Here is a 26,591-nt window from a genome sequence, read left to right as displayed (position 1 = left end):
TTCAGGAAATAGAACAAAATATAAAAAAAAGGTCGTTTTACCCATTACCAAGAGCAAAACAACCTTTTTTGTTTAATAACTCTCTAGCAAATCTTACTGCTCAGAGTCAGTACCTACAGCAGCGGCCTTAAGCAGGTCACCGAAGGTAGAAGGAGCTGCTTCAGAAGCAACTTTCTCTGCCTTCTTGAACTTCTCTACTACTACCTCTTCGTCCTCGCCTTCAAGGGTCTTCACAGACAAACCGATCTTACGATCCTTAGCAGATACGTTGATTACGATAGCCTTAAGGGTATCGCCAACCTGGTACATGCCTACTGGAGTTTTGATCTTGTCTTTGCTGATCTCAGAAACGTGAACAAGACCTTCGATTCCTTCTTCAAGCTTAACAAATACGCCGAAGTCAGTAACGTTGGTGATCTCGCCTTCAACAACGGTACCGGATGGGTAGTTGTTGTAAGCCTCTTGCCATGGATCAGGGATAAGCTGCTTAACACCGAGGGAGAAACGCTCGTTTTCTTTGTCGATCTTAAGAACAACAGCTTGAATCATCTCACCTTTTGCATACTTCTCGGTAGGATGCTTGATGCGCTCGGTCCAAGAAAGATCAGATACGTGAATCAGACCGTCAATGCCCTCTTCAATACCGATGAATACACCGAAGTCGGTGATATTCTTGATCTTGCCTTCAATGATAGAGCCTACTGGGTAGTTCTCGGTTACAAGATCCCATGGGTTAGGCTGAAGCTGCTTCATACCGAGGGAGATACGCTTGGTCTCGGTCTCGATGTTGAGAACCATTACTTCGATCTCATCACCTACTGCAACCATCTTAGATGGGTGACGAGGCTTCTTGCTCCAAGTCATCTCGGATACGTGAATAAGGCCTTCAACGCCCTCTTCAAGCTCTACGAAAACACCGTAATCGGTGATAGAAACAACCTTACCGGTTGCCTGCTGGCTTACTGGGTAACGGTCAACAACGGTTGCCCATGGATCGTCACGAAGTTGCTTAACACCGAGGGATACACGATCGTGCTCTTTGTCGTACTTAAGAACTTTAACTTCAAGCTCTTCGCCAACTTTGTAGAGTTTCGCAGGGTGAGATACACGGCCCCAGGAAAGATCGGTGATGTGACAGAGTCCGTCCATTCCGCCCATATCGATGAAGAGACCGTAATCGGTGATATTGGTAATAGCACCTTTGATGATCTGACCTTCTTCGAGCTTGGAACGCATCTCTTCACGAAGTTTGTTACGTGCTTCCTCAAGAATCGCACGACGTGAAATAACAACGTTGTTACGCTTCTTGTTGAACTTAAGTACTTTGAATTCAAGGCTCTCACCGATAAGCGCGTCGAGGTCTTTAACCGGACGGAGATCGATTTGAGAGTATGGCAAGAATGCAGGTACGCCGATATCAACGGACATACCGCCTTTAACACGGCTCTCGATACGACCCTCGATGGTGCTATCTTCTTCTTGGATCTTGGCGATGTCTTCCCAAACCTTAATAGCAATGGCCTTTTCACGTGACAGAAGTAGTCCGCCTTCTTCCTTACGGCGTTCTACGAACACTTCAAAAGTATCGCCGACAACTACCTCGGTATCATCTTCTAGGCGGAATTCAGATTTTGCAATATAACTCTCTGCTTTATCACCAACATCTACGAGAAAGTGGTCATCGACAGAACCAATAATGGTTCCAATGGCAACATCACCAACTTCGACAACTTTATTGTTTTCTTCCATTTCGAAGAGTTCCGCAAAGCTTAACTCTTGTCCGCTAATTTTCATGTCTTCTGTCATGGGTTCACTTTAAGGCCACATGGCCACACTAATTAAGGTTGCCGTTTTTCAAAGAAACATTTCCTCGAAAGACGAAATTATGAAGAGGTAATTGCCCCCTTCGGGTAAAAACCTCGAAAATATTTTTTACCTTCCTCTATAGGAAAACAAAAAATGCCTACTACTAAACATCACTTTATAGCAAGTTAATGTCGATAACACAACAAGTTCTTACACTAAAAACAAGAATTTTTTTATCCTCACGATATAAGGTTAGGCCCTAGGGACAATGCCTTAGGTAGCCAAAAGCAAGAACAAAAGCTGAAGAAAAATCCCGCCTCTTACAAAAAAACACCTTATCATCAGAAAGTTGCCGAGATCCCTCTTAACTATTTAAGAGGTCTTTTTACGTGGCTTATATTTTTTATGGGCCACAGCTACAGGGGCTGTACCCTTGGGCGCATGGACCAATAATTCTTCCGGCGGAAGAACACAGTCCAGTTTTGCACCGATATACTCCTCTATATCCGGCAGATAAAAAGAGCCCTCCTCACAGGCAAAGCTCACTGACTTGCCGGCAAGCCCAGCCCGACCGGTTCGACCAATGCGATGGACATAATCCTCTGGCTCATAGGGCAGGGTATAGTTAACCACATAGCTGATGCCATCAATATGAATTCCACGCCCAGCTACATCCGTTGCCACCAGCACCTTGACCTTACCTGTACGAAAGCTCTCCAACCTTGACTGCCGTTTGTTTTGCGGCACATCTCCTGAGAGCAGGAGACAATCAATACTGTTTCTCTTTAAGCGGTCGGCCAGCTTTCTTGTCTCACTCTTCATATTGGCAAAGATCATGATGCGCTCGTCACTATTTTCCTTAATCAGGTTATAGAGCACATTATATTTTTCTTCTGCAGTAACCAGATAGACCTTCTGCTCAACGGTATCAGTAGTCACCTGATCTGCCTCTGCCTCAACCACCTCTGGATCAACGCACCACTGGGCAGAGAGATTATTCACATCGCTGGAGATTGTCGCAGAGAACATCAAGGTCTGACGATCCCTCTTCTTCGGCATCCAGGAAACAATCCGGCGCACATCGGGAATAAAACCCATATCAAGCATTCGATCTGCTTCGTCAATAACCAGGGTCTGACAGTTATCAAAATTAACAAGTCTCTTATTATGAAAATCGATCAGGCGACCCGGAGTGGCGACAACAATGTCTGTCTTTCCCCTCTTAAGCAACTCCATCTGCTTCTCATACTCAGCTCCACCATAAACAGCGTCCGCGTTAACACCGGTATACCTACCCAATTTTTTCGCATCTTTAACTATTTGCATGACCAACTCACGGGTGGGGGCAAGTATCAGAGCCCGTGGCGTTCTCTTGCCCAAACCACCTTTCTTGTCGGCCAATAAACGAGCCATAACGCCCACCAGAAAAACAGCTGTCTTACCGGTACCTGTATTGGCCTTGCCAATAAGATCCTTACCGGCAAGAACCGCTTCCAGGGACTGCTCCTGGATAGGAGTACAGTACTCAAACTTCAAATCGGCAATACCATGCATCAGAGGAAGGGGAATGGCGAAATCATGGAATCGTTTTTTCTCTTCCAGCTCAGGAACAACAAACTTATCCAAGGTCCATGGCGGCTTACGCTTAGGCTGTGGCTTTTTCCTGACAACCTCTTCCACTGGCGCTACCGGGGCCGGAGACGGAGACAAGGCCGGAGACGAGGTCGAGGCCGAAGACGAGGCCGGGACCGCAACAACCTCTTGCACCTGTTTAACCTCCCTCTCCTGCAGAGAATCTTTCCCCGCTCCGCTCTGAGGAAATACCGATTGAAACTTCCGACGAATGGATCTTCCTAGCTTCTTCAACATAATTTTATTTCCTCAAACGGCTCATGGCCATCCAACAGGGCAACGGGAACAGGAACGAAAAACAATAGCCACCTCCCTCAACAGAAAATGGCCATAAACGGATATCTTTATTTTTACTTCCCCACAAGCTGTAACTCGCCCATAAGGCCACCAAAGAGGGAATCATACTCCCGGACAAGTTTTTTCAGCATAACAGGAAAATACTCAACATCATTATTATTAACCACCATATTAGCAGAATATACCAGAGCTTCGAGATCATACAGGCTATGATAGTTTTCCCCCACAAGAATATACAAAATATGGCGGCGACGATCCATATGCATTGCACACATATGGACATGGACAAGACTTTCAGTCAGGGGCACGGACTCGTAATCATCAGCCAACATAACCGCCGAATACACCACAAACTGCATCTTTTCAAGCGCTTCCCGAGGAGAATCACAAAATTCAACAAAATAACCCAAGGATGAAAATGCCTGGGACAAAAGCTCTCTTCTATCATTATCACGAACAAGCAACATCACCGAGGGCCGTGAATCCACCTCGGGATCCACAAGGTCGGCCTGCCCCAACCAACTGGTATCGGGGGCTGCAGGCGGCTGAAGTTTCCTACCAGCAGACGAATCAGCAGCCAGCGAGGAACCACTCACCCCGAAGGACGTAGAGCACTGAGTGCATCTGACCCGTAACTCCTCACCTGCTGGCAGGTCCTGAATCCCCTGAATAAGCTTTGCTCCGGCCTTGAGCTTCTTTCCACAATTGGGACACTGTACAATCATACCCCCTCCCACATCAAATACTTATTGATCTCATCCTTCTCCATACAGCTATTTAAAACGGTCATCTTCCTTTTCCTCCATGGCTAAACCGGCCAGGCCAGAGGTAGCCTCTCCACGTACGGACTTGAGTCGATCAATTCCCCGCCCCATGACACTCCTCTGTGAACAGTACTGAAAGGCAGAATCTTCGGTGATAGCCCCCCGCGAATAGAGCTTTAAAATATGCTGATCAAAGGTGCGCATATCCGAAACAGCACCTTCACTGATAACATTATAATAGGTTCTATCTTCACTTTCACCGTTCATAATAAGATCCTTAACCCGCAAGCTGGTACAGAGAATCTCCATGGCAGCTATCCGCCCGCCGCCCACCTTGGGCAGGAGACGTTGACCAACCACCCAGCGAATAGTATCCACAAGACGATGACGGATCTGCAGCTGTTCACTTTCATCAAACATACCAAGAATACGATTGATCGTCTGTCCCGCATCAATGGTATGCAGAGTAGAGAGAACAATATGGCCTGTTTCCGCTGCCGTCAGGGCAATTTCCAGAGTTTCACGATCGCGCATCTCACCCACCAAAATAACCTTTGGCGCCTGGCGCAAAGCAGCCCGCATCCCCGAGGCAAAGGTGTCAAAATCATTGCCCAGCTCACGCTGATTAAGGGTAGCCTTTTGCTGGGAGTGCACATACTCTATGGGATCCTCAAGGGTAATTACATGAACAGAACGTTCCTTGTTGATCCTGTCCACTAAGGCGGCAAGGGAGGTTGTTTTACCTGTACCCGTTGCCCCGGTAAAGAGGATCAAACCATTCAATTCAGTTGCCATCTTGGCAAAACAGGCAGGGAAATCCATGGACTCAAGTGAAGGCACCTTTGTCTCCAACTTTCGCAATATGGTGGTATAATGGCCTTTCTGGCTAAAAACATTTACCCTGAAGCGCACATCCTGCCCCAAAGAGTAGGAGAGATCACAAGAACCTGTTTCAGCAAGATTACGCAATAGACGCTGATTATTACCGATGATATTCAGGGCAAAGACCTCGGTCTGAAAGGGAGTTAATTCATGCACCGGCGGCATTACCTGCACAGGTTCGAGTATTCCTGCCGCCTCAACCTGTAAGGTTTTGCCAACCGTAATATTCAGATCAGACACATCTTTACAGGAGTCCAGCATAGCAGTAATCCAATAATCTATTTCCGTCTTTTTCATAATCTCTCACCGGGGATAAACTTTTAGGGCAGGGAACAAGCTTCTGAATTAGTGTGCAATTATAGCCAATTTAATAGTATATTGAAATGGTTCGGGTAATATTACTAAATATTTTTTTACTACCTGCTTAATTATTCACATAAAAACAATTCCATCCAAAAATAGAAGGGAAATAGTTATGGCAATTCCATTACGCAGTGCGACCACCACCGAGGGAAGAAAAATGGCCGGAGCCAGAAGTCTCTGGCGAGCAAATGGCATGAAAGAGGAACAGTTTGGCAAACCAATTATCGGCATAATAAACTCCTTTACCCAATTTGTTCCCGGCCATGTCCACCTCCATGAAATTGGTCAACAGGTAAAAAAAGTAATTGAAGACGCCGGTTGTTTTGCCGCTGAAATGAACACCATTGCCATTGATGACGGTATCGCCATGGGCCATTCAGGCATGCTTTACTCCCTCCCCTCCCGCGAATTGATTGCCGACAGTGTAGAGTATATGTGCAATGCCCATACCGTCGATGCCATCATCTGTATCAGCAACTGTGATAAAATCACCCCCGGGATGCTTATGGCGGCAATGCGCCTTAATATTCCGGCAATATTTGTCTCCGGCGGACCAATGGAGGCGGGCCGGGACGGCGACAAACGCTACGACCTCATCGACGCCATGGTCATGGCTGCCGATGCCAACGTCAGCAATGAAGAGGTGCAGCGAGTAGAGGAGTGCGCCTGTCCAACCTGTGGCTCTTGCTCCGGCATGTTCACCGCCAACTCTATGAACTGCCTAAACGAAGCCCTGGGACTTGCCCTCCCCGGAAATGGCACCATCGTTGCCACCCACAAAAACCGCGAAGCCCTCTTTGTCCAGGCCGCCCAGAAAATCGTTAAAATGGCAGATGCCTGGTACGGCCAGGAAGACAGCTCGGTACTGCCACGATCCATCGCCAGCAAGGCGGCCTTCATGAACGCCATGTCCCTTGATATTGCCATGGGCGGTTCCACCAACACGGTGCTTCATCTCCTGGCAATTGCCTATGAGGCAGGGGTTGATTTCAGTATGAGCGATATCGACCAACTCTCACGCAAGGTCCCAAATCTCTGCAAGGTAGCACCCAACGGCAACTACCATATCGAGGATGTCAACCGGGCAGGAGGCATCATGGCCATCCTTGGTGAACTTGACCGGGCAGGACTCCTCGACACCGGGGTGAGCCGGGTGGATTCTCCAAGCCTTGCCGCCACCCTGGATCTCTTCGACATAGCCCGCGAAACGGTGAGCCCAGAGGCCCTTGATATTTATGCCAGTGCCCCAGGAGGAGTGCGCAACCTCTCCATGGGCTCTCAGGCATCCACCTATAGAGAGCTCGACACTGACCCGCAAGGACGGTTGCATCCACAGCGTGGAGCATTGCTACAGTACCGAAGGTGGCATTACCGTCCTCTTTGGAAATATCTCAGAAAAATGGCTCCATTGTCAAAACAGCAGGAGTTGACGAGGCCCTCTACACCTTCACTGGACGCGCCCGGGTCTTTTCCTCTCAGGACAATGCCTGTGAAGCCATCCTCGGTGGTGATATTGTGGCAGGAGATGTCGTCATCATCCGCTATGAAGGACCAAAGGGCGGCCCGGGTATGCAGGAGATGCTCTACCCCACCTCCTACCTTAAATCAATACATCTGGGTAAGGAGTGTGCCCTGCTCACCGATGGCCGTTTTTCCGGCGGCACCTCCGGCCTCTCCATCGGCCATGCCTCCCCTGAAGCCGCAGCAGGTGGCGCCATCGGCCTCATCCAGGAAGGGGACAGCATTGTCATTGATATCCCCAACCGAAGCATCAGAGTAGATATCAGCGATTGCGAGCTTGTCACTCGTAGGGCCCAGGAAGAGGCAAAGGGCAAGGAGGCATTCACCCCCGTCGGTCGGGACCGTCAGGTTTCAAGATCCCTCAAGGCATACTCCCTCTTTGCTGCATCTGCAGACAAGGGTGCCGTACGTATCATCCCTGAGTAGGGAACAAATTCCGGTCGCCCTGCCATGGCAGGGCGACTGCCCACCTCCCCCCAGCGCATTTTCCCCGTCACAACCGAAATAGCCTTTCTTTTAACAGACCGATTCACTACAATTAAACAGCAACAATTTCACAACTGCACCTCCGAGCAAACACCTAACAAGGGGGCAAGAATAGTTTGAAACCAACTGACATAAAAAAACCGGAATATTTCCACAAAATTATAGACTGCCAATACGCCTGTCCCACCCACACCCCCGTACCTCAATACATACAGCATATTGCCCGGAGGGAGTACGACCAGGCATATATAATAAACTGGATATCAAACGTATTTCCCGGAGTACTGGGAAGAATATGCGATCGCCCCTGTGAACCCGCCTGTAGACGAGGACGAATCGAGGAAACCCCTGTTGCCATCTGCAGGTTAAAACGCCTGGCAGCAGACAAAAAGAGCAGCATTGATATTCTGCCAACAAAATGCCGGGCCCCAAACGGCAAAAAAATCGCCCTCATTGGCGGCGGCCCGGCCTCCCTGACCGTTGCTCGGGATCTGCGCCTTCTTGGTTACGAAATCCATCTCTTTGACCAACAAAAAAAGGCCGGTGGTTTCATTCGCACCCAGGTCCCCTCCTTCCGCCTGCCCGAAAAAATCCTTGAAGAGGAGGTTGATATCATTCTCAACATGGGCGTTATCACCCACTTCAATGGTTATATCAGCAGTCTCAAAAGCATACTTGGACAGAACTTCGATGCCGTTTTTGTCGGCACCGGTGCCCCCCGCGGTCGCGACCTGGCCAAGCTACCAGGCAGGGAGGCGGGCAGAAAGAACATTGCCATCGGCACTGAATGGCTGGCGGCCGTTCTCTACCGGCATGTAAAAAAGATAGGCCCCCGGGTACTGGTCCTTGGTGGAGGAAATACAGCCATGGATTGCTGTCGCACTGCCCGACGCCTCGGGGGCGAGAATGTCTCCATTATTGTTCGCAGCCCTAAAGAGACGATGAAGGCCTCCCTCTGGGAAATTGAAGAGGCCCTCCTGGAGGGGGTTCACCTCATAGACAACCATCTCCCCCTAGCCTTTGTCACGGAAGGTGACAGACTGACAGGCATGAACTTTGACCGGGTAGAGGCCAGGCAAAACGATAGAGGCGAGAGAGAGCTCATCTCCAGCGGAGAGGCACCGGTCTTTATCCCCTGCGACGATGTTATCCTGGCGGTGGGGCAGGAGAATGCCTTTCCTTGGATAGAAAGAGATATCGGTCTGCACTACAAAAATGGGCTGCCACTGATCGACCCTGAAACACTGCAGTCCAACATCCCCCGACTGTTCTTTGGTGGCGATGCCGCCTTTGGCCCCAAAAACGTAATTACCGCCGTAGCCCATGGACATCAAGCCGCCATCTCCATTGATCTCTTTTGCCAGGGGCAGAGTTTGGATGAGCGCCCTCCTACCCTCCTCAGCCTGAGCAGCCAAAAAATGGGCCTGCAGGAGTGGGCCTATGACAACGATATATCCATCGCCCACCGCAACAAGGTACCAAGAGAAAGCCCTGTCAAATCAATTCGAAACAGACTCATGGAGGTGGAACTTGGCTTTGATCAGGAGGTGGGCCTGCAAGAGGCCTCACGTTGCCTCAACTGTGACATTCAAACCGTCTTCGAGGCAGCCACCTGCATAGAGTGCGATGCCTGCGTAGATATCTGCCCTGTTTCCTGTATTAACTTCATGGACAGCACAGAGAATGAGCTCAGAACCTCTCTCCGGATACCGGCTGAAAATCTCAGTCAGGCTCTCTATGTCTCGGAGCCCACCCCCATTGGTCACATCATGGTAAAGGATGAAAATGTCTGCCTGCACTGCGCCCTCTGCGCGAATAGATGCCCCACATCCTCCTGGCAAATGCTTAAATCGACCCTCTCCTATCCAGGACAAAAATGAAAAAAATTAGAAAGATAAATGATTTCGTTGTCCGCTTTGCCAATGCCAACGGCTCAGGCTCTGCCAGTGCCAATAACCTCTTCAGCAAGGCAATATTTCGCATGGGCATCCCCGTCAGCGGCAAAAACATCTTTCCCTCAAACATCAAGGGCCTGCCCACCTGGTATGAGGTACGCATTAGCGAAAGGGGATATATGGGCCGCCGAGAGGAGGTTGACTTTGCGGTGGCCATCAACGGCCAGACCCTGAAAGATGACTACCAACAGGTGGCAGCAGGGGGCTATTTTCTCTATGACTCAACTCGCCCCCTCGGCGAGGAATTTAACAGAGATGATATCCTTGAAATAGGCATCCCCTTAAGCGAAATGGCAAGCTCTGCCTTCTCCACGGCACGCCTGCAACAGCTACTGAAAAACATTATCTATATAGGTGCTCTCTCCTATCTCATCGACCTTGATTTTTCCATCCTGAGCGAATCACTGGAGCAACAGTTCAGCGGCAAGGCCAAGCTTGCAGACATTAATAGAGAAGCCTTGAAGATTGGCTTTTCCTATGCCAGCGAACATTTCCCCGCCAGCTGCGACCTCCAGCTTGAGTCGCGGAGCGACCTCATCGGCGACGCCATCCTTATAGACGGCAATAGCGCAACAGGCCTAGGTGCCGTCTACGGCGGGGCAACGGTTGCGGCCTGGTATCCCATCACCCCATCAACTTCGGTGATCGAGGCATTTGAAAAAAACTGTCATAAGTTTCGGGTTGACAGTGAGGGAAAAAACAAATTTGCCATCATCCAGGCAGAGGATGAACTGGCCGCCTGCGGAATAGCCATCGGCGCCAACTGGAGTGGCGCACGCGCATTTACCGCCACCTCCGGCCCCGGCCTATCACTGATGACGGAATTTTTAGGCCTGGCATACTTTGCCGAGATACCAACAGTCCTGATCGACGTCCAGCGAGCTGGACCTAGCACGGGCATGCCAACCAGAAGCCAACAGGCGGATATCCTGGCCGCGGCCCTTGCCTCCCACGGTGACAGCAAACATATCCTCCTCCTGCCAGAGACCCCGACGGACTGTTTTCAACTGACGGTCCAAGCCTTTGACCTAGCCGACAGACTGCAAACCCCGGTCATTATCCTCAGCGATCTTGATTTGGGCATGAACGACCATATCTGCCCACCACTACAGTGGGATGACTCCCACCGCTACGACCGGGGCAAGATAATCACAGGCCGGGAAATTGAAGAACTTGAGGAGAAATGGGGCAGATACCTTGACCTTGATGGTGATGGCATCTGTTATCGCAGCCTTCCTGGCAGCCATCCAGAGCATGGGGCATATTTCACCAGAGGGACATCACACGATGAATACTCTGGTTATGATGAGAACGACGACGTCTACCGCAGGGGGATGGAACGCCTCCTCAGAAAATGGGAAACTGCCCGAAGAATTTTACCCCCCCCCGCAATCGGCAGAGGAGAGGCAGACAATCCCTTAGCTATATTATTTTTCGGCAGCTCCGCTCCGGCCTGCCGAGAGGCCTTGGACGAGCTCAGCGCAAGGGGAATCAAGCTCAATAGCCTACAGATCTACGCCTTCCCCTTCCACCAAGAGGTCCAGAGCTTCCTTGATCAGCACCAAAAAATCTTTGTCATTGAACAGAACAGGGACGCACAAATGCGCAGTCTCCTCCTCTTTGACTGCAGGGCCGAACAGGAACAGCTCCTCTCAGTACTCAGCTTTGACGGCCTGCCAATCACGGCAAATAATATTATCCGGCAGATAGAACCCCCGCTGCAAGCCATGGGGGCTGCACTATGACCACCAACAAACCAATATTTCACCATCCAAAAGATCCGCTTAATGCCCTGGGCTACAGACGAAAAGATTACGAGGGAGCGGCCTCTACCCTCTGCCCCGGCTGTGGCCACGACTCTGTGACCAACGCCATAATCCAGGCATGTTTTGAAATGAACATACCACCGCATCAGGCGGTTAAGGTCAGCGGAATTGGCTGTTCCAGCAAGACTCCTACCTACTTCCTCGGTCGGAGTCATGGCTTTAACTCCGTCCATGGACGCATGCCCTCGGTGGCCATGGGGGCCCATATGTCCGACCAAGATCTGCTGATGATAGGTATATCGGGGGACGGAGATACTGCCTCCATCGGCATGGGCCAATTTGCTCACATAATCCGGCGCAACCCCAAGCTTAGCTATATTGTCATGAACAATGGTTGCTATGGCTTGACCAAGGGACAGGATTCTGCCACCGCTGACCGGGGTTCCGCCAGCAGAAAGGGCAAGGCCAGCATCTATGAGTCCATTGATCTCTGCGAACTGGCCCTCAGCCTCGGTGCCACCTTTGTTGCCCGCAGTTTTTCCGGGGACAGGTCACAGTTGGAGCCCCTCCTCAAGGCCGCCTTTAGCCATAATGGTCTGGCATTTCTCGATGTCATCTCCCCCTGCATCACCTTCAACAACAACGCCGGTTCCACCAAAAGCTATGAATATGTACGCGCCCACATAAAGAGCAGAGGTAATATCAAATTCATTGCCGCCAAAGAGGAGGAGCAGAGCAAGGAGAATGGACAGCGCATCAAGATGGACAACGGCAGCCAGCTACTTTTACCCATGAACCCAGAAAGAGATGTCAGAAACCGGCTTATGGCCATGCAGGATCTGCTGGAGGCAAAGGAAGAGAACCGCATCCTCACCGGACTCCTCTATATAGAAGAGGGTAGCCAAAACAGCCACCAGCTCCTTAACACCTGCAAAAAATCGCTCAATAGTTTACAAGAGAGTGAACTCTGTCCTAAAAACAAGATCCTTCAACAAATTAACCAAAATTTTCGTTAACCTCTGTCCTAATCTGAAAAATTCGCCTTTTCAACCAGACAGGGATTCAACGATAATCTGATTTTTCAAGGTTGCATCCATGTCCACAACATACCTTCTCGGCCTGGCCGTTGCCCTGGCAATGGACGCCTTTGCCGTGGCCATCGCCGTTGGCATTGGCCTTAAAAGAATTCGTTTTCGGCAGGCCTTCCGCCTCTCCTACCACTTCGGTCTCTTCCAGGCATTGATGCCCATCATCGGCTGGGCCCTTGGCACAGGCATTCGTCAATTCACCCAAAGCTATGCCCACTGGATTGCCTTTACCCTCCTGGCCCTGGTTGGGGCCAATATGATAAGAGAGGCCTTAAGTGATGACGAGGAGGAGCCCGGGGAAAAGGATCCAACGCGGGGACTGAGGCTGATTATCCTCTCCCTGGCCACCAGCATCGATGCCCTGGCCGTGGGCCTGAGTCTCTCCATGCTCGAAGTCTCTATCTGGTATCCTGCCCTGATCATCGGTCTAGTGGCGGGAGCCTTCACCCTCTTCGGCATGCTTCTTGGTCAACGCATCGCAAAGCTACAAAGATTCAGCTCCTACGCAGAGGTGTTAGGTGGAATTATCCTATGGGCCATAGGCCTCAATATCCTCTATGACAATGGGGTTTTCTCTCCCTTTTTATAAGGACTGCCACCGGCTCTTAAAAAGAGGAGTTGTGCGACCAGGATAAATTTTCTTTGCATCCTCTCACAGGCACTGTAAAATGACCCTTTCCACAACTTAAAAAAATTGCAAAGCTGACCATATGAAAAAAATAATTCGTGACATCCTCACCTCCCGGGTCTATGAGGCAGCGGTGGAGACACCACTTGAACAGGCAGTACAACTCTCCCACCAACTCGGAAACAAAATCCTTCTAAAAAGAGAAGATCAACAACCGGTATTCTCCTTTAAAATACGCGGCGCTTACAATAAAATTGCCCATCTGAGCGAAGAGGAGCGAGCACGGGGGGTTATTACCGCCTCGGCGGGAAATCATGCCCAAGGCGTGGCCTATTCTGCCAAGAAACTCGGCATCTCAGCCCTGATCGTTATGCCCACCACCACCCCTAAGATCAAGGTAGATGCAGTTCGCCGTATGGGCGGCCAGGTTATCCTCCACGGCGACAACTACTCCGAGGCAGCCACCCACACCGAACAGATCATGGCGGAGACAGGTAGATACTATATCCCCCCCTTTGACGATGAGTTGGTCATTGCCGGTCAAGGCACTATTGCCGATGAAATTCTTCGCCAAAATCCCGGAAAAATTGACGCAATTTTTATTCCCGTGGGTGGGGGCGGACTCATTGCCGGCATTGCCGCCTATATGAAAAATCTCCGTCCTGAGATCAGGATAATCGGGGTAGAGCCGACCGATAGCAATGCCATGCACTGCTCCCTTAAGGCGGGTAAACGGGTGGAACTCTCCACCGTTGGTATCTTTGCCGATGGCGTTGCCGTACGGAAGGTTGGAGAGCAAACCTTTGCCCTCTGCCAGGAGTATGTAGATGAGATCATCGAAATCAGCAGCGACGAACTCTGCAGTGGTATCAAGGCCATCTACCAGGCGACCCGCTCCATTGTCGAACCTGCAGGCGGCCTTGGCATGGCCGGTCTCTTAAAATATATCCGGGAGACAGGCTGCAAGGACAAGACTCTTATTGCCATTAATTCCGGAGCCAATATGAACTTTGAGCGCCTGCGTTACGTTGCCGAGCGCACCCTGATCGGGGAGGAGCAGGAGGCACTTTTTGCGGTAACCATGCCTGAAGAGGCGGGAAGCCTGAAAACATTCTGCCAGAGGATAGTTGAAAAACGAAATATCACCGAATTCAACTATCGCCATATCTCTCCAGAAAAGGCACATATCTTTGTCGGTATCTCCATAGAACAGGCAAAAGAACGACAAGAGTTCAGCCAACAGCTCACGGCAGCCGGTTATGAAAATATCGATCTGACCGATAACGATCTTGCCAAAAACCATATCCGCTATATGGTGGGTGGCAAACCGGCAAGCGTCCAAGAGGAGAGACTCTTTCGTTTCTGGTTTCCTGAAACACCCGGAGCCCTTGTCCGTTTTCTCGACGCCACCCGTGGCGCACTCTCCATCTCCCTCTTCCACTACCGCATGCAGGGTGGAAATTATAGCCGGGTACTTGTTGGCTTTAACTCCTGCCGGGATGACGATGAGCTATTGGAGAGATTAGATATACTGGGCTACCGCTTTAAAGAAGAGACAGACAATCCCGCATACAAGATGTTTTTATAGATAGTAGGCCATGGCAGATATAAAACGCACCCAGTTCCTCCAGGAAATCGGCAAGGGCCAGATAACAGAGTCTTCACTCTTTCTCTTTTACGGCGAACGGTACCTCTGTCAAGAGGCAGCAGATGCCCTGCAGAAGGGATTGATGGAGAGGAAGGGGACCATCCACAAGATAGATGGGGCCACGGAGGATGCAGGCCAAACCCTGTCCCGCCTGCTCAGCTACAGTCTTCTTCCCGGCCTACAGATATACCGGGTCAGCGAGAGCCGTATCTTCCAGAGCAAGACCATTATCGAAAAAATCTGGAAAAAGGCCGCCCGCGCCATGCGCAACGGCCGACTTGATGCCGTCCTCCGCTATCTGACCGACATGGCAAAGCTGGGTGGTCTCAGCGCCCAATCACTGAAGGGCGATCAGGTCTTCAGTGAAATAGGAAAAACCCACTGGAAAAAATTCTTTGGCTTTGATAAGCCTGACGAAGATATCTCCTGGGCCGACCAGATCATGGCCACTGCCCCCGAGGAGCAGACTTCCTCGCCCACGGATCTGGTTGACTCCTATATCCAAGCCTTTGATCGCGGCCTCCCCGCCGGCAACATCCTCATACTCACCGCCGAAACCGTTGATAAACGGCAACGCTTCTTCTCTTACTGCAAGAAAAGTGCGACCACCATTGACTGCTCGGTGGCAAGTGGCAGCAACTCTGCCGCCCAGAAGGATCAACTGGCGGTGGTCCAGGAACAGCTGAATAAAACCCTGGGACTCTTCCAAAAAAAGATGGCGGCAGATGCGGTAAGACTCTTTATCGACCGGGTGGGCTGCCATCCCGTAGCCGTTATCAATGAAGCGGAAAAGCTCGCCCTCTATGCAGGGGATAGGCCTAAGATCAGCATCGATGATGTGCGGGAACTGACAAGCCAAACTCGCGAAGATGCCCTCTTTGAGTTCACCGAGGCCCTCTCCAGCGGCCAGGCGGCTAAGAGCCTTATCATCCTTAAACGGATTTTAAGCAATAACATCCATAGTCTTGCTGTCCTGGCAACACTGAGGAACTTCTACCGCAGACTCCTGTTGATAAGGGGGGTACAGTTAAAGCATAGAGTTCCCTGGCAGCAAATGCCCGCCCAACAGTTCCAAAACAGTTACCTGCCCAGCCTTAAAGAAAACGATGAATGGGCAGAACTGATCAAAGGACACCCCTTTGCCGTCTATAATAATTTTAAGAGGGCAGCTGAATACTCCCCAAACAGCCTCAAGAACCTGCTCATTCTTGTTCATGGTGCCGAGTATCGGGTAAAAAGCTCTTTTTTGCCACAGCAACTTTTACTTGAGGAACTGACAATTGCCATCCTCCGTAACAAAAAAATATAAGATACAGAAATTATAAGATATAATATATTTAGATGCACAGCAGTGCAATTTGAAACACCGTCCTTATAATAAAAACAGGTAGCTGGCAAGGAAATCTTAACCGATAACCTTTTTCAATTTTTTCTTAACACGACGCATCACAATGACTGAAGACAAACAACAAAGCGACAGCGCAACTATAGACGATATTGAAACACGAGAACCACCAATGTACAGGGTACTCATCCATAACGATGACTACACCTCCATGGATTTTGTTGTTGCTATTTTAATGCAGATCTTTAGTAAAACAGAGGCAGTCGCTGAAGAGATAATGCTTACCGTGCACAGCAGTGAAGTAGGTGTTGCTGGGCTCTATACCCATGAAATAGCAGAGACAAAGGTTGCCATAGTCCATCAACTGGCAGAACAGAACGAATTTCCCCTACGCTGCTCCCTAGAAAAAGAATAAAGATAAATATCCTATAATCAGCACAACCTACGAGGGATTATGATAAGTAAAACATTAGAACAATCACTGGTTAGGGCCCTCCAAGAAGCCAAGAAAAGAAAGCACCAATTTGTCACCATAGAGCATATGCTCTATGGACTGCTAGCCGATGATCTTGCCTGCTATATTATCAAAGAATGTGGAGCCTCGATTGATACCCTTCGGGAAAAACTTGATAAGTTCTTCGAAACGAGGGTACCGAAAATTTCCTCCAGCACCGAAGAAGAGGCGGTACAGACCGTTGCCTTTAACCGAGTCCTGCAACGAGCCCTCAACCACGTAAAGAGCTGTGGCAAAAAAGAGGCCGATGCAGGTGATATACTGGTGGCAATCTTTGGCGAAAAAGACTCTCACGCCGTCTACTTCCTCACCAGCCTTGGCCTTAACCGCATGGCAGTTGTCAGCTTTATCGCCCACGATATACCAAGCGATAACCAGCAAGAGTCACTGAACGCACCGGCAAAGACCCCGGAAGAGACTCCGGGGGAAAGCGCCCTGGAAAAGTACACGACAAACCTCACAGTCAACGCTGCAAAGGGGCTGATAGACCCCCTTATCGGTCGCGAATCTGAACTGAAACGAATCATGCAGGTCCTCTGTCGACGCAAGAAGAACAACCCCCTACTCGTAGGTGAACCGGGGGTCGGCAAAACTGCCATAGTTGAGGGCTTGGCCCGGCATATCTTTGAAGACAGCCTGGCCCGCAGGGACGGACGCAAGACAAAGTTCCCTGAACTGCTCCACGACACAGATATCTACCTGCTCGACATGGGGTCTCTGGTGGCCGGGACAAAGTATCGCGGCGATTTCGAAAAGAGGCTTAAAGCCGTTATCTCTGAGATAAAGGAGGAGGAGAATGCCATCCTCTTTATCGATGAAATCCATACCATCGTCGGGGCAGGCTCCACCAGTGAAGGATCAATGGATGCCTCGAATCTGCTCAAACCCGCCCTGCAGGAAGGTGTGCTCCGCTGTATTGGCTCCACTACCTATGAAGAGTATAAATCCCATATCGAAAAAGACCGGGCCCTCTCCAGACGGTTTCAAAAAATAGATCTGCCAGAACCCTCTGTAGCCGACACCCAACTCATCCTGCAGGGAGTGAAGTCACAATACGAAAAGCACCATAATATCAAATATTCAGATGAATCTATCCTGGCCATGGCTGAGCTTGCCGATCGCTATATCAACGAGCGGTTCCTTCCCGACAAGGCTATTGATGTCATGGATGAGATAGGCTCACGTTTTCGCCTGGCAGGACGAAAAAAGGCAATAGTGCGGGTTAAGGACGTGGAGGAAGTTGTCTCGGAAATTGCCAGAATTCCTGCCAAACAGACATCGGCATCGGAGGCAAACCAACTACGCCATCTGGATAACAGTCTGCGCTCGGTTGTCTACGGTCAAGACAATGCCATTAAGGCCCTGACCACGGCAGTGAAGAGATCCCGGGCCGGACTTGGCAATCCACTCTCACCAACGGGAAGCTTTGTTTTCTCCGGCCCCACAGGCGTTGGTAAAACAGAGGTTGCTCGTCAGCTTGCCAAACAGCTTGGAATACACTTCGAGCGATTTGATATGAGTGAGTATATGGAAAAACATGCCGTGGCCAGGCTCATAGGAGCCCCCCCCGGTTATGTCGGTTTTGATCAGGGAGGTCAACTTACCGAAGCCATTCGCAAGCATCCACACTGTGTCCTCCTCCTCGATGAGATTGAGAAGGCCCATCCCGATATTTTTTCCATCCTCCTTCAGGTGATGGATCATGCAACTCTGACCGACAACTCAGGACGCAGGGCGGATTTTCGCAATGTTATCCTGATCATGACCAGTAATGCCGGGGCCCGGGAGATGACCACGACCCCCATAGGATTTGTCCAGGACAAGACAACCAAGGGCAAGGGGGCCATCAAAAAGCTCTTCGCCCCTGAATTTCGCAACCGCCTGGATGCCATCATTGCCTTTGATCAGCTCAGCATTAAATCCGCTGAGAAGGTGGTGGGTAAGCTCCTCACCGAAATCAGCGCTCAACTGGCCGATAAAAATGTCTCCATCAGCCTGACTGCTGGCGCCAAAAAGTATCTTGCCAGCAAGGGCTATAGTCCAGAATTTGGAGCCAGACCCCTGCAGAGACTTATCCTTACCGAAATTGGCGATGTCCTCAGTGACGAGATTCTCTTTGGCCAACTGAAAAATGGTGGTAGTGTCAAAATTGGCTGTAAAAATAAAGCACTAACCTTTAGCTACGGGAAATAGGGCTGAATGGTTTATTTGAATGAAAATAAGTGGAGATGTTATGAGTGACTGCCTGTTCTGTAAGATTATTGGCGGAGAAATCCCCGTAAAGAAACTCTATGAAGACGATGATGTTTTCGCCTTCTGGGATATTGCCCCCCAGGCACCAAAACACTTTTTGGTTGTCCCAAAAAAACATATCACTGGCCCTGCAGACCTTGCGGCAGAAGATGAACAGCTGATTGGCAAGATGATGCGGGTCGGCGCCCAACTGGCCAAGGAACAGGGCATTGGCGACGGTTTTCGCACCGTCCTCAACAACGGCATCCAGGCCGGACAGACTGTATTCCATATCCATATGCATATTCTGGGTGGACGAGATCTGCAGTGGCCTCCAGGCTGATAGCCAACAGAGCCGTTTAAGTTTTTTTAAACGGCTCTGTTCCTCACCTAGACAAGAGAGATCAAACACCATCCCATTTTATCTTTATTGCCCGAATTTCCTCCTCTATTGAAAGAAATCTCTCCACAAGTCTTGGCTCAAGCTGAGAACCGGAGAGCTGTTCAATTTCCAGAAAGGCATCCTCCACAGACCATGCCTCTTTATAGGGTCTCTTCATGGTAAGGGCATCAAAAATATCCGCTATGGCAACAATACGAGCCGATTCCGGTATATCTTCTCCAGAACGCTGCAGGGGGTAACCAGTTCCGTCCCACTTTTCATGATGCCCCAGAGCAATCTCTGCCGCTAACTGAAAAATAGGATTATCGGACATAACGAGAATATCATATCCTATTTGACAATGAGTCATAATTACCTGCCACTCCTCCGGCTCTAACTTTCTGGGGGCCTTAAGAATATTATCGGGAATCCCCACCTTACCCATGTCATGCATGGGGGCTGCAAGCTCAATTTTATTTGCCCTCTCGATTGACCATCCTGCCGCCACAGCAATGGCCCTGGAATAGGCTGCCATTTGCCAAATATGCTCGCCTGTATCAGTATCGTTATAGTGCCCAGCCTCACCAAGCATTCGAATAGCCGCCCGGGCTAGAGAATCCAATTCATCTACTCGAACAAGAGAGAGGTGCGTCGCCACTCGGCGCAAAACAATCGGCGCAGAAAGGGGCTTGGTAAGATAATCCACTCCACCGACATCAAATCCATGTTTTTCATCCTCCACCTTAGTCCTGGCTGTGGCAAAAATTACCGGTATTTTTGCCGTAAGAGGATCAGCCTTGAGCCGACGACAAACTTCATAACCATCCATTCCGGGCATCATAACATCAAGTAGAATGAGATGAGGTTGATGTTTTTCTGCCGCAAGTAGGGCATTTTTTCCATTTGTGGCAAATTTGAGATCGTAGACTCCTCCCAATATTTCCCGCAAGAGCTTCAGGTTATTTGGCTCATCATCCACCAGCAAAATCCGATATTTTTCCACCCCTAAACCTCCAATTTAATGGCCAACATATCGGCAAGTTTTCTAACCTGTAATTTGGCACGGACAAACTCGAAATCATCAATATTTTTTTGCAAAAGCAGGAGATCATTCTGAGAAAGATACTGAGAAAGTTCTGCCACTAGCGGTTCAACAACGGCAGGATTATCCTCTTCCAACTGAACGAGCAACTCAGCCAACAGATCACCTATCTTTTTAAGGTCTTCCTTCTTGACTGGTTGAACAGCACCCTCCCCGGCAAGAGCCAGTTGTCCCGTTGCCACCACCACATTTTTCAACGCCTCTTTTAAATCCAACAGGAGAAGAGTGGTTCGCTCCCTGTCATCCATCAACAGAGAAGAATCAACGTCACTTATAATTTTAACCAGATCAGACAGGGCCAAATTTTCCGCAACACCTTTTAGGGTGTGGATAAGACACTGCATACCTCTAATATCGTTCTGCTGAAACAGCTGCTGCAGAGTGCTGGCGTCACCCAAATGAGCCTCGGAAAAATCAATCAATGTCCCTGCATAGACCACAGAATTGGCCCAGGTGAGCAGGCCCTGCTCCACAGCCGCCACGGCCATTACCGGAGAAAAATCGATCCATCCCCTCTGCACGACGCCAACCCCCTCGGAGACAATCTCTTCCATTTTAGCAAAAAGAAATTGAAAGTCTATCGGCTTGCCAATAATGACATCCATACCAGCAGCTATACACTTCTCCCGATCCTCCCTCATGACACTGGCAGTCAAGGCAAAGATCGGAATATAGCCACCAGCCCCCCTCTCGATTTTCCGGATTTGACGGGTGGCACTGTGCCCATCCAACACGGGCATCTGCACGTCCATAAAAATAAGATCGAATTCATCTCGCTGGAATGCCTCCACCGCCTCTAAACCATTCCAAACATGGGTAACGATATGTCCCTGTTGCTCCAATCGAAACTGAGCTAACTCAGCGTTATCTTTCATATCCTCGGCCAACAGTATGCGAAATATTTTTCTTGAGACAGGCTCAGCTCTTTCTGAAAGTTCAGCCAGCTTGGGACAGTCATCACCTGTCTCTGCAGGTCTGCCCGCCTTGGGACAGTCTTTAATACATTCAGCTCGTGGTAAAGGAACCATAAAATTAAAACTTGATCCTTTCCCCTTTTCACTTTCCACCCAGATGCGACCACCCATCAAGTCAACAATCTCTTTACAGATAGCCAGGCCAAGTCCTGTACCACCAATATTACGTGTAGAAGAGTCATCGGCCTGGGTAAAAGGCTCAAAAATCCGTGCCACCTGTTCAGGCCTTATACCAATACCCGTATCGACTACAGTAAAGAGAAGGAGGTCATCTTCCCCAGAGGTACCTTTAACCTCTATGGTAATACTCCCCTCTTCAGTAAACTTAATCGCATTGGCAACAAGATTAATAATCACCTGTCGCAACCGGACAGAATCACCCAGAAAACAGTATGGTAAATCTTCATCGTAGTTAAGGTGAATATTAAGTTCTTTTTCCTGAGCAGGCATATAAAGGGTTTGTAGGGCTTTGCCAATGGTACGGGGAAGATGAAAAACAGAAAAAACAAGCTCCATCCTCCCACTATCAAACTTACTGACATCAAGGACATCATTAATGATTACCAAAAGGCTTTCTGCGGAACCATGCGCCGTCACTATATGCTTACGTAAATCCGCAGGCAAAGAGGAACTTTCCAAAACAATGGCAAGAAATCCAAGGATGGCATTCATCGGGGTACGAATCTCATGACTCATATTGGCAAGAAAAATCGCCTTAGCCTCCATGGCGGCCTCTGCCGCATCACGGGCTAACTCAAGCTCTAGATTTCGCTGTTTCTGCACAGAAAGATCCACCAGAATAATGACAAACATTCTTTTGCCGCTAACAATCATCTCGCCCACGGAGAGATGAATGGGGAAGATTGTTCCATTCTTTCTCCTGGCATCAATTTCACGATCCATATCAATGAGATGCGCGTCATCCTTAGCGAAAAAACTGGTTGCAAACTCGTCCTCATATTTTTCATAGAGATCAGGGAGCAAAATTTTCACCTTCTGGCCAATGATCTCCTCAGCACTGTAGGCAAAACTCCGCTCTGCACCAAGGTTAAAAGAGAGAACTGTTTCATCCTCATCTATTGTAATGATCGGATTTGAGGCCGTATCAAGAATAGCCACAGTCCAAGCCTCACTTGCCTGTAACTTGGTCGTACGGCTCGCCACCTGTTTACGAAGCAGATAGATCCAGCCAGTGAATGCGAGAAGAGAAACAGCCACCATTGCCAGGCCAATAAACAACCACCTGGCCCAGTGTTGCCATGGCGAAAAGCTCTCTACCTTGATCCATCTATTATGGATGGCAGCATGCTCTTCGGGAGTGATACTGGCAAGGACCTTATCTATCATCGCCACCAATTCAGGCCAATCCTTACGCACGGCAAAGCCCAACCCCTTATCCTTTAAATCGGTATAGGCGGCAATTTTTAAATTTTTCAAATTCATTTTTTGAATGGCAGAGACACCTGTAGCAATATCATTAACAAATGCACTAACCCTTCCAGCTTCCAACTGCCGCAAACCCATATCAACGGAATCGACCAGAACAATATCAAGATGAGGATGAGCACTTCGAATAAAATCAAGAATTGCATAGCCTCGGACGACAGCAACCTTTTTCCCTGCAAAATCAGCCAAACCAAAAACATTCCAGTAGTCATCACGGGTAAAAATCACCGTTGAATAGGCCATATGTGGTTTGGCAAAAAGCCAGAGCTCATTACGTTCAGGCGTCTGCACCACGGCTGGAAAGAGATCAAGCTCACCCTGCTCGGCCAGAGCCATAACCTCTTTCCAGGTAAGGTCAGGCACAGGCACCAGGGAAAGACCAAGCTTTTTAGAGACGAGGCTGACATAATCTGCAGCAAGACCAACATAAACTCCCCCTTCAATGCTCTCAAAGGGGGCATAATCCGGATCAACACCCAATCGAATATCCGGATGCGCCCTGAGCCATGACTGCTCCGCGGGCGTTAGCTGAAGATCCGAGGCAAGAGCAGGGATCGCCCATACCACCAAGAAGCACACAGAAATTACAGAAAAAAAATATCTCTTCATACATGCCCCTATGGATCCGAATTTGTTCACACCAAAAAATGATTTTTTTACAAAAAAACACTACCATGCCCTAAGTCATAAATAATTAATTTATTTTATCATAAGAACAGGACTTACTTAAATTTTTTTACAGTTAAATCATTAGGTCAGGACAAGTAAACTCCTCTGCCGCGCCAAGGTCGTAGACAAAGCTCCCAACTACCTGCGCAGATAGAGCTTAGCATAGGAGAGAAGCAGGATCATCTCCCCCTCCTCCTCAAAGGCGACCCGTACCTTTCCCTGTCCCCTGTCGATCACGGCAGATATTTGGCCACGACCAAAGCGATCGTGAACCACCTCCATACCCTCTCTGACCTCAGCTGAACTAAGGCGCCTATGGCCACCAGTGACAGGTTGTGCAACCGCCGCCACAGGCAATTTTTTGACCTGCTGTCGGGTAACTACCTGACCATGATCCCCCGCCTGTAACTGCAGATAGGCATTTGCCATATCAGCATCCACCGCCTCTATATGGCCCACATCTTCATTACGAGCGATGGCCTCCCCCACCCGACGACTGATGCCTAAATTTGCCTCGTATAAAAAGCAACTTGCAAGAGGATCATCGGCCAGGGAATGACCGGCACGACCAGCGACCATGGCCTCCTGCAGAAAAAAATCCCTCGGGTGCAGAAGATAGAGCCTCTCAATGGCCCGGGTCATCCCCACATAGAAGAGCCTGCGCTCATCATCCACCTCCGTAAACGATGGCGACTCCTTTTGCTGACGGCGAAAGGGAAAGCTACCCTCCTCAAGGCCCGGCAGAATCACCAGGGGCCACTCGCAGCCCTTGGCCCGATGAATTGAGGTGATCAAGAGGGGATCTGCCCCGGCACCATCACTCTTTTTAAGCCGATCAAATTCAAGAAGAAAGTCAGCTACCCCCCTTGCCCGTTCTTCGGCAAAGGCAATGAGAGAACGGCAGATCTGGATCCGGTTCTCTCCACTGACCTGACGACTGGCGAAATCACGGTAGAATGCGTAGAGATCAAGCCTTGCCACTAACCTCTTCAGAACCTTATCGGCCCGTGCCTCCCCGGGCTCCGCCACAAGCCACTGCCAACAGTCGGACAGACGCGCCAGTCTCTTGCGCTGATAAGCTGGCATGGCTTCGTTAACAAGGCCGAGAATAAGGGCAGGAGCGGCCAGAGGAGAGGCCGTTATAGAGACAAGCAGATGCTCCATCTGCCCCTTTTTCAGACCCAAATGAGGCTGAACCAACATCTCCTGAACAAGGGCCTTACGCTCTTGACCAGAAATTTCAACTATACTACCATCACAGAAGCGGAGATAACCGATCAGGGCCAGAATTTCCGGGCAGCGAAAAACAGTACGTCCACCCTGCAGTTGATAGGGGATACCCGCCTCCAACAGGGCAAGTTCAACGGGAACGGACATGCCGTAGAGCCGGACCAGAACGGCTATCTCTGCGCGGGATCGGCCTGAGTCCTGCCAGTCACGAACAATCCCCACCAGCGGATGCCTCTCGCCCGCCACCAGCTCAGCAGTAAAGATCTGAGTGTTAACGTTCAGTGGATGGGAACGACAGAGAGTTCGGCTCTTATCAATATTATGGGCAATCAGATGATTTGCCGCAAGCGACAGCTGATGACCATAACGAAAAGAGAAGGAGAGGGTATAGTCTCGGGGCGCAGGAAAGTCCTCGGCAAAGAGGGTACTGATATACTCCGGCTTAGCCCCGCGCCACTCATAGATACACTGATCGGCATCACCCACCACCATTACCTGAGCCCGGCTACCGGCAACCATTTTTAGAAGGCCTTGCTGGCAATTGCTGATATCCTGATACTCATCGACAATAATATGCTCCACCCGATTCTCAACCCAGGCCCGTAGCTCTGCATCCTCCTCCATGGCCAGAACAGGTTCATTGATAAGCTCACTGTAGAAACGAATCTTCTCCTTGAGACGAAGATCCTCAAAGAGACTATAACCCTCTATAAAGCTGGCAAATTTTTCCGGTAGCCCTATCTCCCGGGCAACTTGGGCAGGCGAGGCCAGCTTGGCCTTGACCAGATCTATAAAGGTAAGAAAATCCTCCAGATCGTCCCGCAGACTCCAAGCCTCCCCTTGACCAACCAGACTCTGCCCAACCCGGCGGGCCAGATTTTCCCGCAGCCCCTCCTCGGTGACAAGGCGATGGGCCGGCAGGGCGCCCCGACGTACAAAGCTCTCCACCAAACGCAGCCCCAGGGCATGGAAGGTTCGCACCTCCGGGCCCCGATACCCCGTTTTCCGGAGACGTTTTTTCAGGGAGGCGGCAAAGGCATCACGCGCCGATCGGTTAAACATCAGGATCATGATATGGGAGGGATCTACCCCACGGGCAAGCAGGACTGCTACCCGTTCCACCATGGTAGTGGTCTTACCCGAACCGGCAACGGCCCGAACCCGGGCATGACCGCCCTTATGCTCTATGATCCGCCTCTGCTCTGCGGTCAACTCCACCATTACTGGCCTGCCCCATATCTCTGAGAGTGTACCCTGTCGTAGTTGAGCGAATCCTGAGGATGTCCCTCCTTCTCCTCTGCGCCATAGCCTATGCCTATGATGGCAAGGGTTCTGAAACCATCTGGAAGGGCGAGAATCCTGGCAACATTTTCCTCGGCATCCACCGACTGCTCATCCATGCGGGAACGGATCTGGGCCCAACAGCTGCCCAAGCCCAACTCGGTGGCAGTAAGGTGAAGAATAAGGCTGGCAATGGAGCAGTCCTCTATCCAAACATCACAGAGATCGGGATCGGCAACCACGGCAATGGCCAGGGGAGCTCCGCCAAGAAAACGGGCCCCATGCGACTTCACCCCGGCCAGCGCCGTCAAGGTCTCAGCTTCGGTTACCACAATAAAGTGCCACGGCATCCGGCCCATGGAAGAGGGCGAGCGCAGGGCCGCCTCTATGAGGAGATCGATCTTCTCCGCCTCGACGGGACGATCTTGAAAGAGACGGGTGCTTCTTCGTTTTCGGAGTAGCTCTTGCATAGGAACCTCAACGTTACTGGGTTAAACTGATAAGGATCTTGAAAAATTCAGATCTTTCAATAAGGGGCGCATGAAAAATTTTACCACAGACCGGAATAATATCGGAGTCT

General features: G+C 50.0%; 17 protein-coding genes and 1 pseudogene. 10 read left to right on the top strand and 8 right to left on the bottom strand.

Annotation, left to right across the window (positions count from 1 at the left end):
• Nucleotides 1-93: 93 nt before the first annotated feature.
• The 4 genes from DP_RS04525 to DP_RS04510 all read right to left on the bottom strand — a co-directional run bounded on the left by DP_RS04525 (nucleotide 94) and on the right by DP_RS04510 (nucleotide 5,678).
• A complete protein-coding gene (locus DP_RS04525; RefSeq protein WP_011188142.1) occupies nucleotides 94-1,806 on the bottom strand; it encodes a 30S ribosomal protein S1 in 1,713 nt (570 codons plus the stop codon).
• 372 nt (nucleotides 1,807-2,178) lie between these two features.
• A complete protein-coding gene (locus tag DP_RS04520; RefSeq protein ID WP_011188141.1) occupies nucleotides 2,179-3,675 on the bottom strand; it encodes a DEAD/DEAH box helicase in 1,497 nt (498 codons plus the stop codon).
• A 113-nt stretch (nucleotides 3,676-3,788) separates the two neighbouring features.
• On the bottom strand, nucleotides 3,789-4,460 hold the full coding sequence (locus tag DP_RS04515; RefSeq protein ID WP_041277620.1) for a zinc ribbon domain-containing protein: 672 nt from the start codon (nucleotides 4,458-4,460) through the stop codon (nucleotides 3,789-3,791).
• Between the two features lie 48 nt (nucleotides 4,461-4,508).
• Nucleotides 4,509-5,678 carry a type IV pilus twitching motility protein PilT gene (locus tag DP_RS04510; RefSeq protein ID WP_011188139.1) on the bottom strand — a complete coding sequence of 390 codons (1,170 nt, stop codon included), beginning with the start codon at nucleotides 5,676-5,678 and terminating at the stop codon, nucleotides 4,509-4,511.
• Between the two features lie 178 nt (nucleotides 5,679-5,856).
• Between DP_RS04510 and ilvD the strand changes: the two are divergent.
• The 10 genes and pseudogenes from ilvD to DP_RS04460 all read left to right on the top strand — a co-directional run bounded on the left by ilvD (nucleotide 5,857) and on the right by DP_RS04460 (nucleotide 19,270).
• A pseudogene (ilvD, locus tag DP_RS19115) lies at nucleotides 5,857-7,691 on the top strand (dihydroxy-acid dehydratase).
• Nucleotides 7,692-7,867: 176 nt separating this feature from the next.
• Nucleotides 7,868-9,631 carry an FAD-dependent oxidoreductase gene (locus DP_RS04500; RefSeq protein ID WP_011188136.1) on the top strand — a complete coding sequence of 588 codons (1,764 nt, stop codon included), beginning with the start codon at nucleotides 7,868-7,870 and terminating at the stop codon, nucleotides 9,629-9,631.
• The gene (locus DP_RS04495) at nucleotides 9,628-11,451 is read left to right on the top strand and encodes a 2-oxoacid:acceptor oxidoreductase subunit alpha (protein ID WP_011188135.1); all 1,824 of its coding nucleotides are present in this window, start codon (nucleotides 9,628-9,630) and stop codon (nucleotides 11,449-11,451) included. Before DP_RS04500 ends, DP_RS04495 begins: the two co-directional genes overlap by 4 nt.
• A complete protein-coding gene (locus DP_RS04490) occupies nucleotides 11,448-12,488 on the top strand; it encodes a 2-oxoacid:ferredoxin oxidoreductase subunit beta (protein ID WP_011188134.1) in 1,041 nt (346 codons plus the stop codon). The genes DP_RS04495 and DP_RS04490 overlap by 4 nt, the downstream gene beginning before the upstream one ends.
• 79 nt (nucleotides 12,489-12,567) lie before the next feature.
• Nucleotides 12,568-13,149: a manganese efflux pump MntP gene (locus DP_RS04485; RefSeq protein WP_011188133.1), complete on the top strand. Its 582-nt coding sequence runs from the start codon at nucleotides 12,568-12,570 to the stop codon at nucleotides 13,147-13,149.
• Between the two features lie 121 nt (nucleotides 13,150-13,270).
• Nucleotides 13,271-14,776, top strand: a complete 1,506-nt coding sequence (ilvA, locus tag DP_RS04480; RefSeq protein ID WP_011188132.1) for a threonine ammonia-lyase, biosynthetic — start codon at nucleotides 13,271-13,273, stop codon at nucleotides 14,774-14,776.
• A gap of 10 nt (nucleotides 14,777-14,786) precedes the next feature.
• Nucleotides 14,787-16,145: a DNA polymerase III subunit delta gene (gene holA, locus DP_RS04475; RefSeq protein WP_011188131.1), complete on the top strand. Its 1,359-nt coding sequence runs from the start codon at nucleotides 14,787-14,789 to the stop codon at nucleotides 16,143-16,145.
• 142 nt (nucleotides 16,146-16,287) lie between these two features.
• On the top strand, nucleotides 16,288-16,596 hold the full coding sequence (locus DP_RS04470) for an ATP-dependent Clp protease adaptor ClpS (RefSeq protein WP_011188130.1): 309 nt from the start codon (nucleotides 16,288-16,290) through the stop codon (nucleotides 16,594-16,596).
• Between the two features lie 39 nt (nucleotides 16,597-16,635).
• Nucleotides 16,636-18,888: an ATP-dependent Clp protease ATP-binding subunit ClpA gene (clpA, locus tag DP_RS04465; RefSeq protein WP_011188129.1), complete on the top strand. Its 2,253-nt coding sequence runs from the start codon at nucleotides 16,636-16,638 to the stop codon at nucleotides 18,886-18,888.
• Between the two features lie 19 nt (nucleotides 18,889-18,907).
• The gene (locus DP_RS04460; protein WP_011188128.1) at nucleotides 18,908-19,270 is read left to right on the top strand and encodes a histidine triad nucleotide-binding protein; all 363 of its coding nucleotides are present in this window, start codon (nucleotides 18,908-18,910) and stop codon (nucleotides 19,268-19,270) included.
• A 61-nt stretch (nucleotides 19,271-19,331) separates the two neighbouring features.
• Here the strand turns inward: DP_RS04460 and DP_RS04455 are convergent, their stop codons facing one another.
• The 4 genes from DP_RS04455 to DP_RS04440 form a co-directional block, all read right to left on the bottom strand.
• Nucleotides 19,332-20,312 carry a response regulator gene (locus DP_RS04455; RefSeq protein WP_011188127.1) on the bottom strand — a complete coding sequence of 327 codons (981 nt, stop codon included), beginning with the start codon at nucleotides 20,310-20,312 and terminating at the stop codon, nucleotides 19,332-19,334.
• A 2-nt stretch (nucleotides 20,313-20,314) separates the two neighbouring features.
• A complete protein-coding gene (locus tag DP_RS04450; RefSeq protein ID WP_011188126.1) occupies nucleotides 20,315-23,440 on the bottom strand; it encodes an ATP-binding protein in 3,126 nt (1,041 codons plus the stop codon).
• A gap of 198 nt (nucleotides 23,441-23,638) precedes the next feature.
• Nucleotides 23,639-25,951, bottom strand: a complete 2,313-nt coding sequence (locus DP_RS04445) for an ATP-dependent helicase (protein ID WP_011188125.1) — start codon at nucleotides 25,949-25,951, stop codon at nucleotides 23,639-23,641.
• Nucleotides 25,951-26,481 (bottom strand): nitroreductase family protein, encoded by a 531-nt coding sequence (locus tag DP_RS04440; protein ID WP_011188124.1) that lies wholly within the window; start codon nucleotides 26,479-26,481, stop codon nucleotides 25,951-25,953. The genes DP_RS04445 and DP_RS04440 overlap by 1 nt, the downstream gene beginning before the upstream one ends.
• Between the last annotated feature and the right edge of the window lie 110 nt (nucleotides 26,482-26,591).

This window comes from Desulfotalea psychrophila LSv54 (genome assembly GCF_000025945.1).
In the GTDB taxonomy this organism is placed as follows: domain Bacteria; phylum Desulfobacterota; class Desulfobulbia; order Desulfobulbales; family Desulfocapsaceae; genus Desulfotalea; species Desulfotalea psychrophila.
This window is presented reverse-complemented; position numbering and strand designations above follow the sequence as displayed.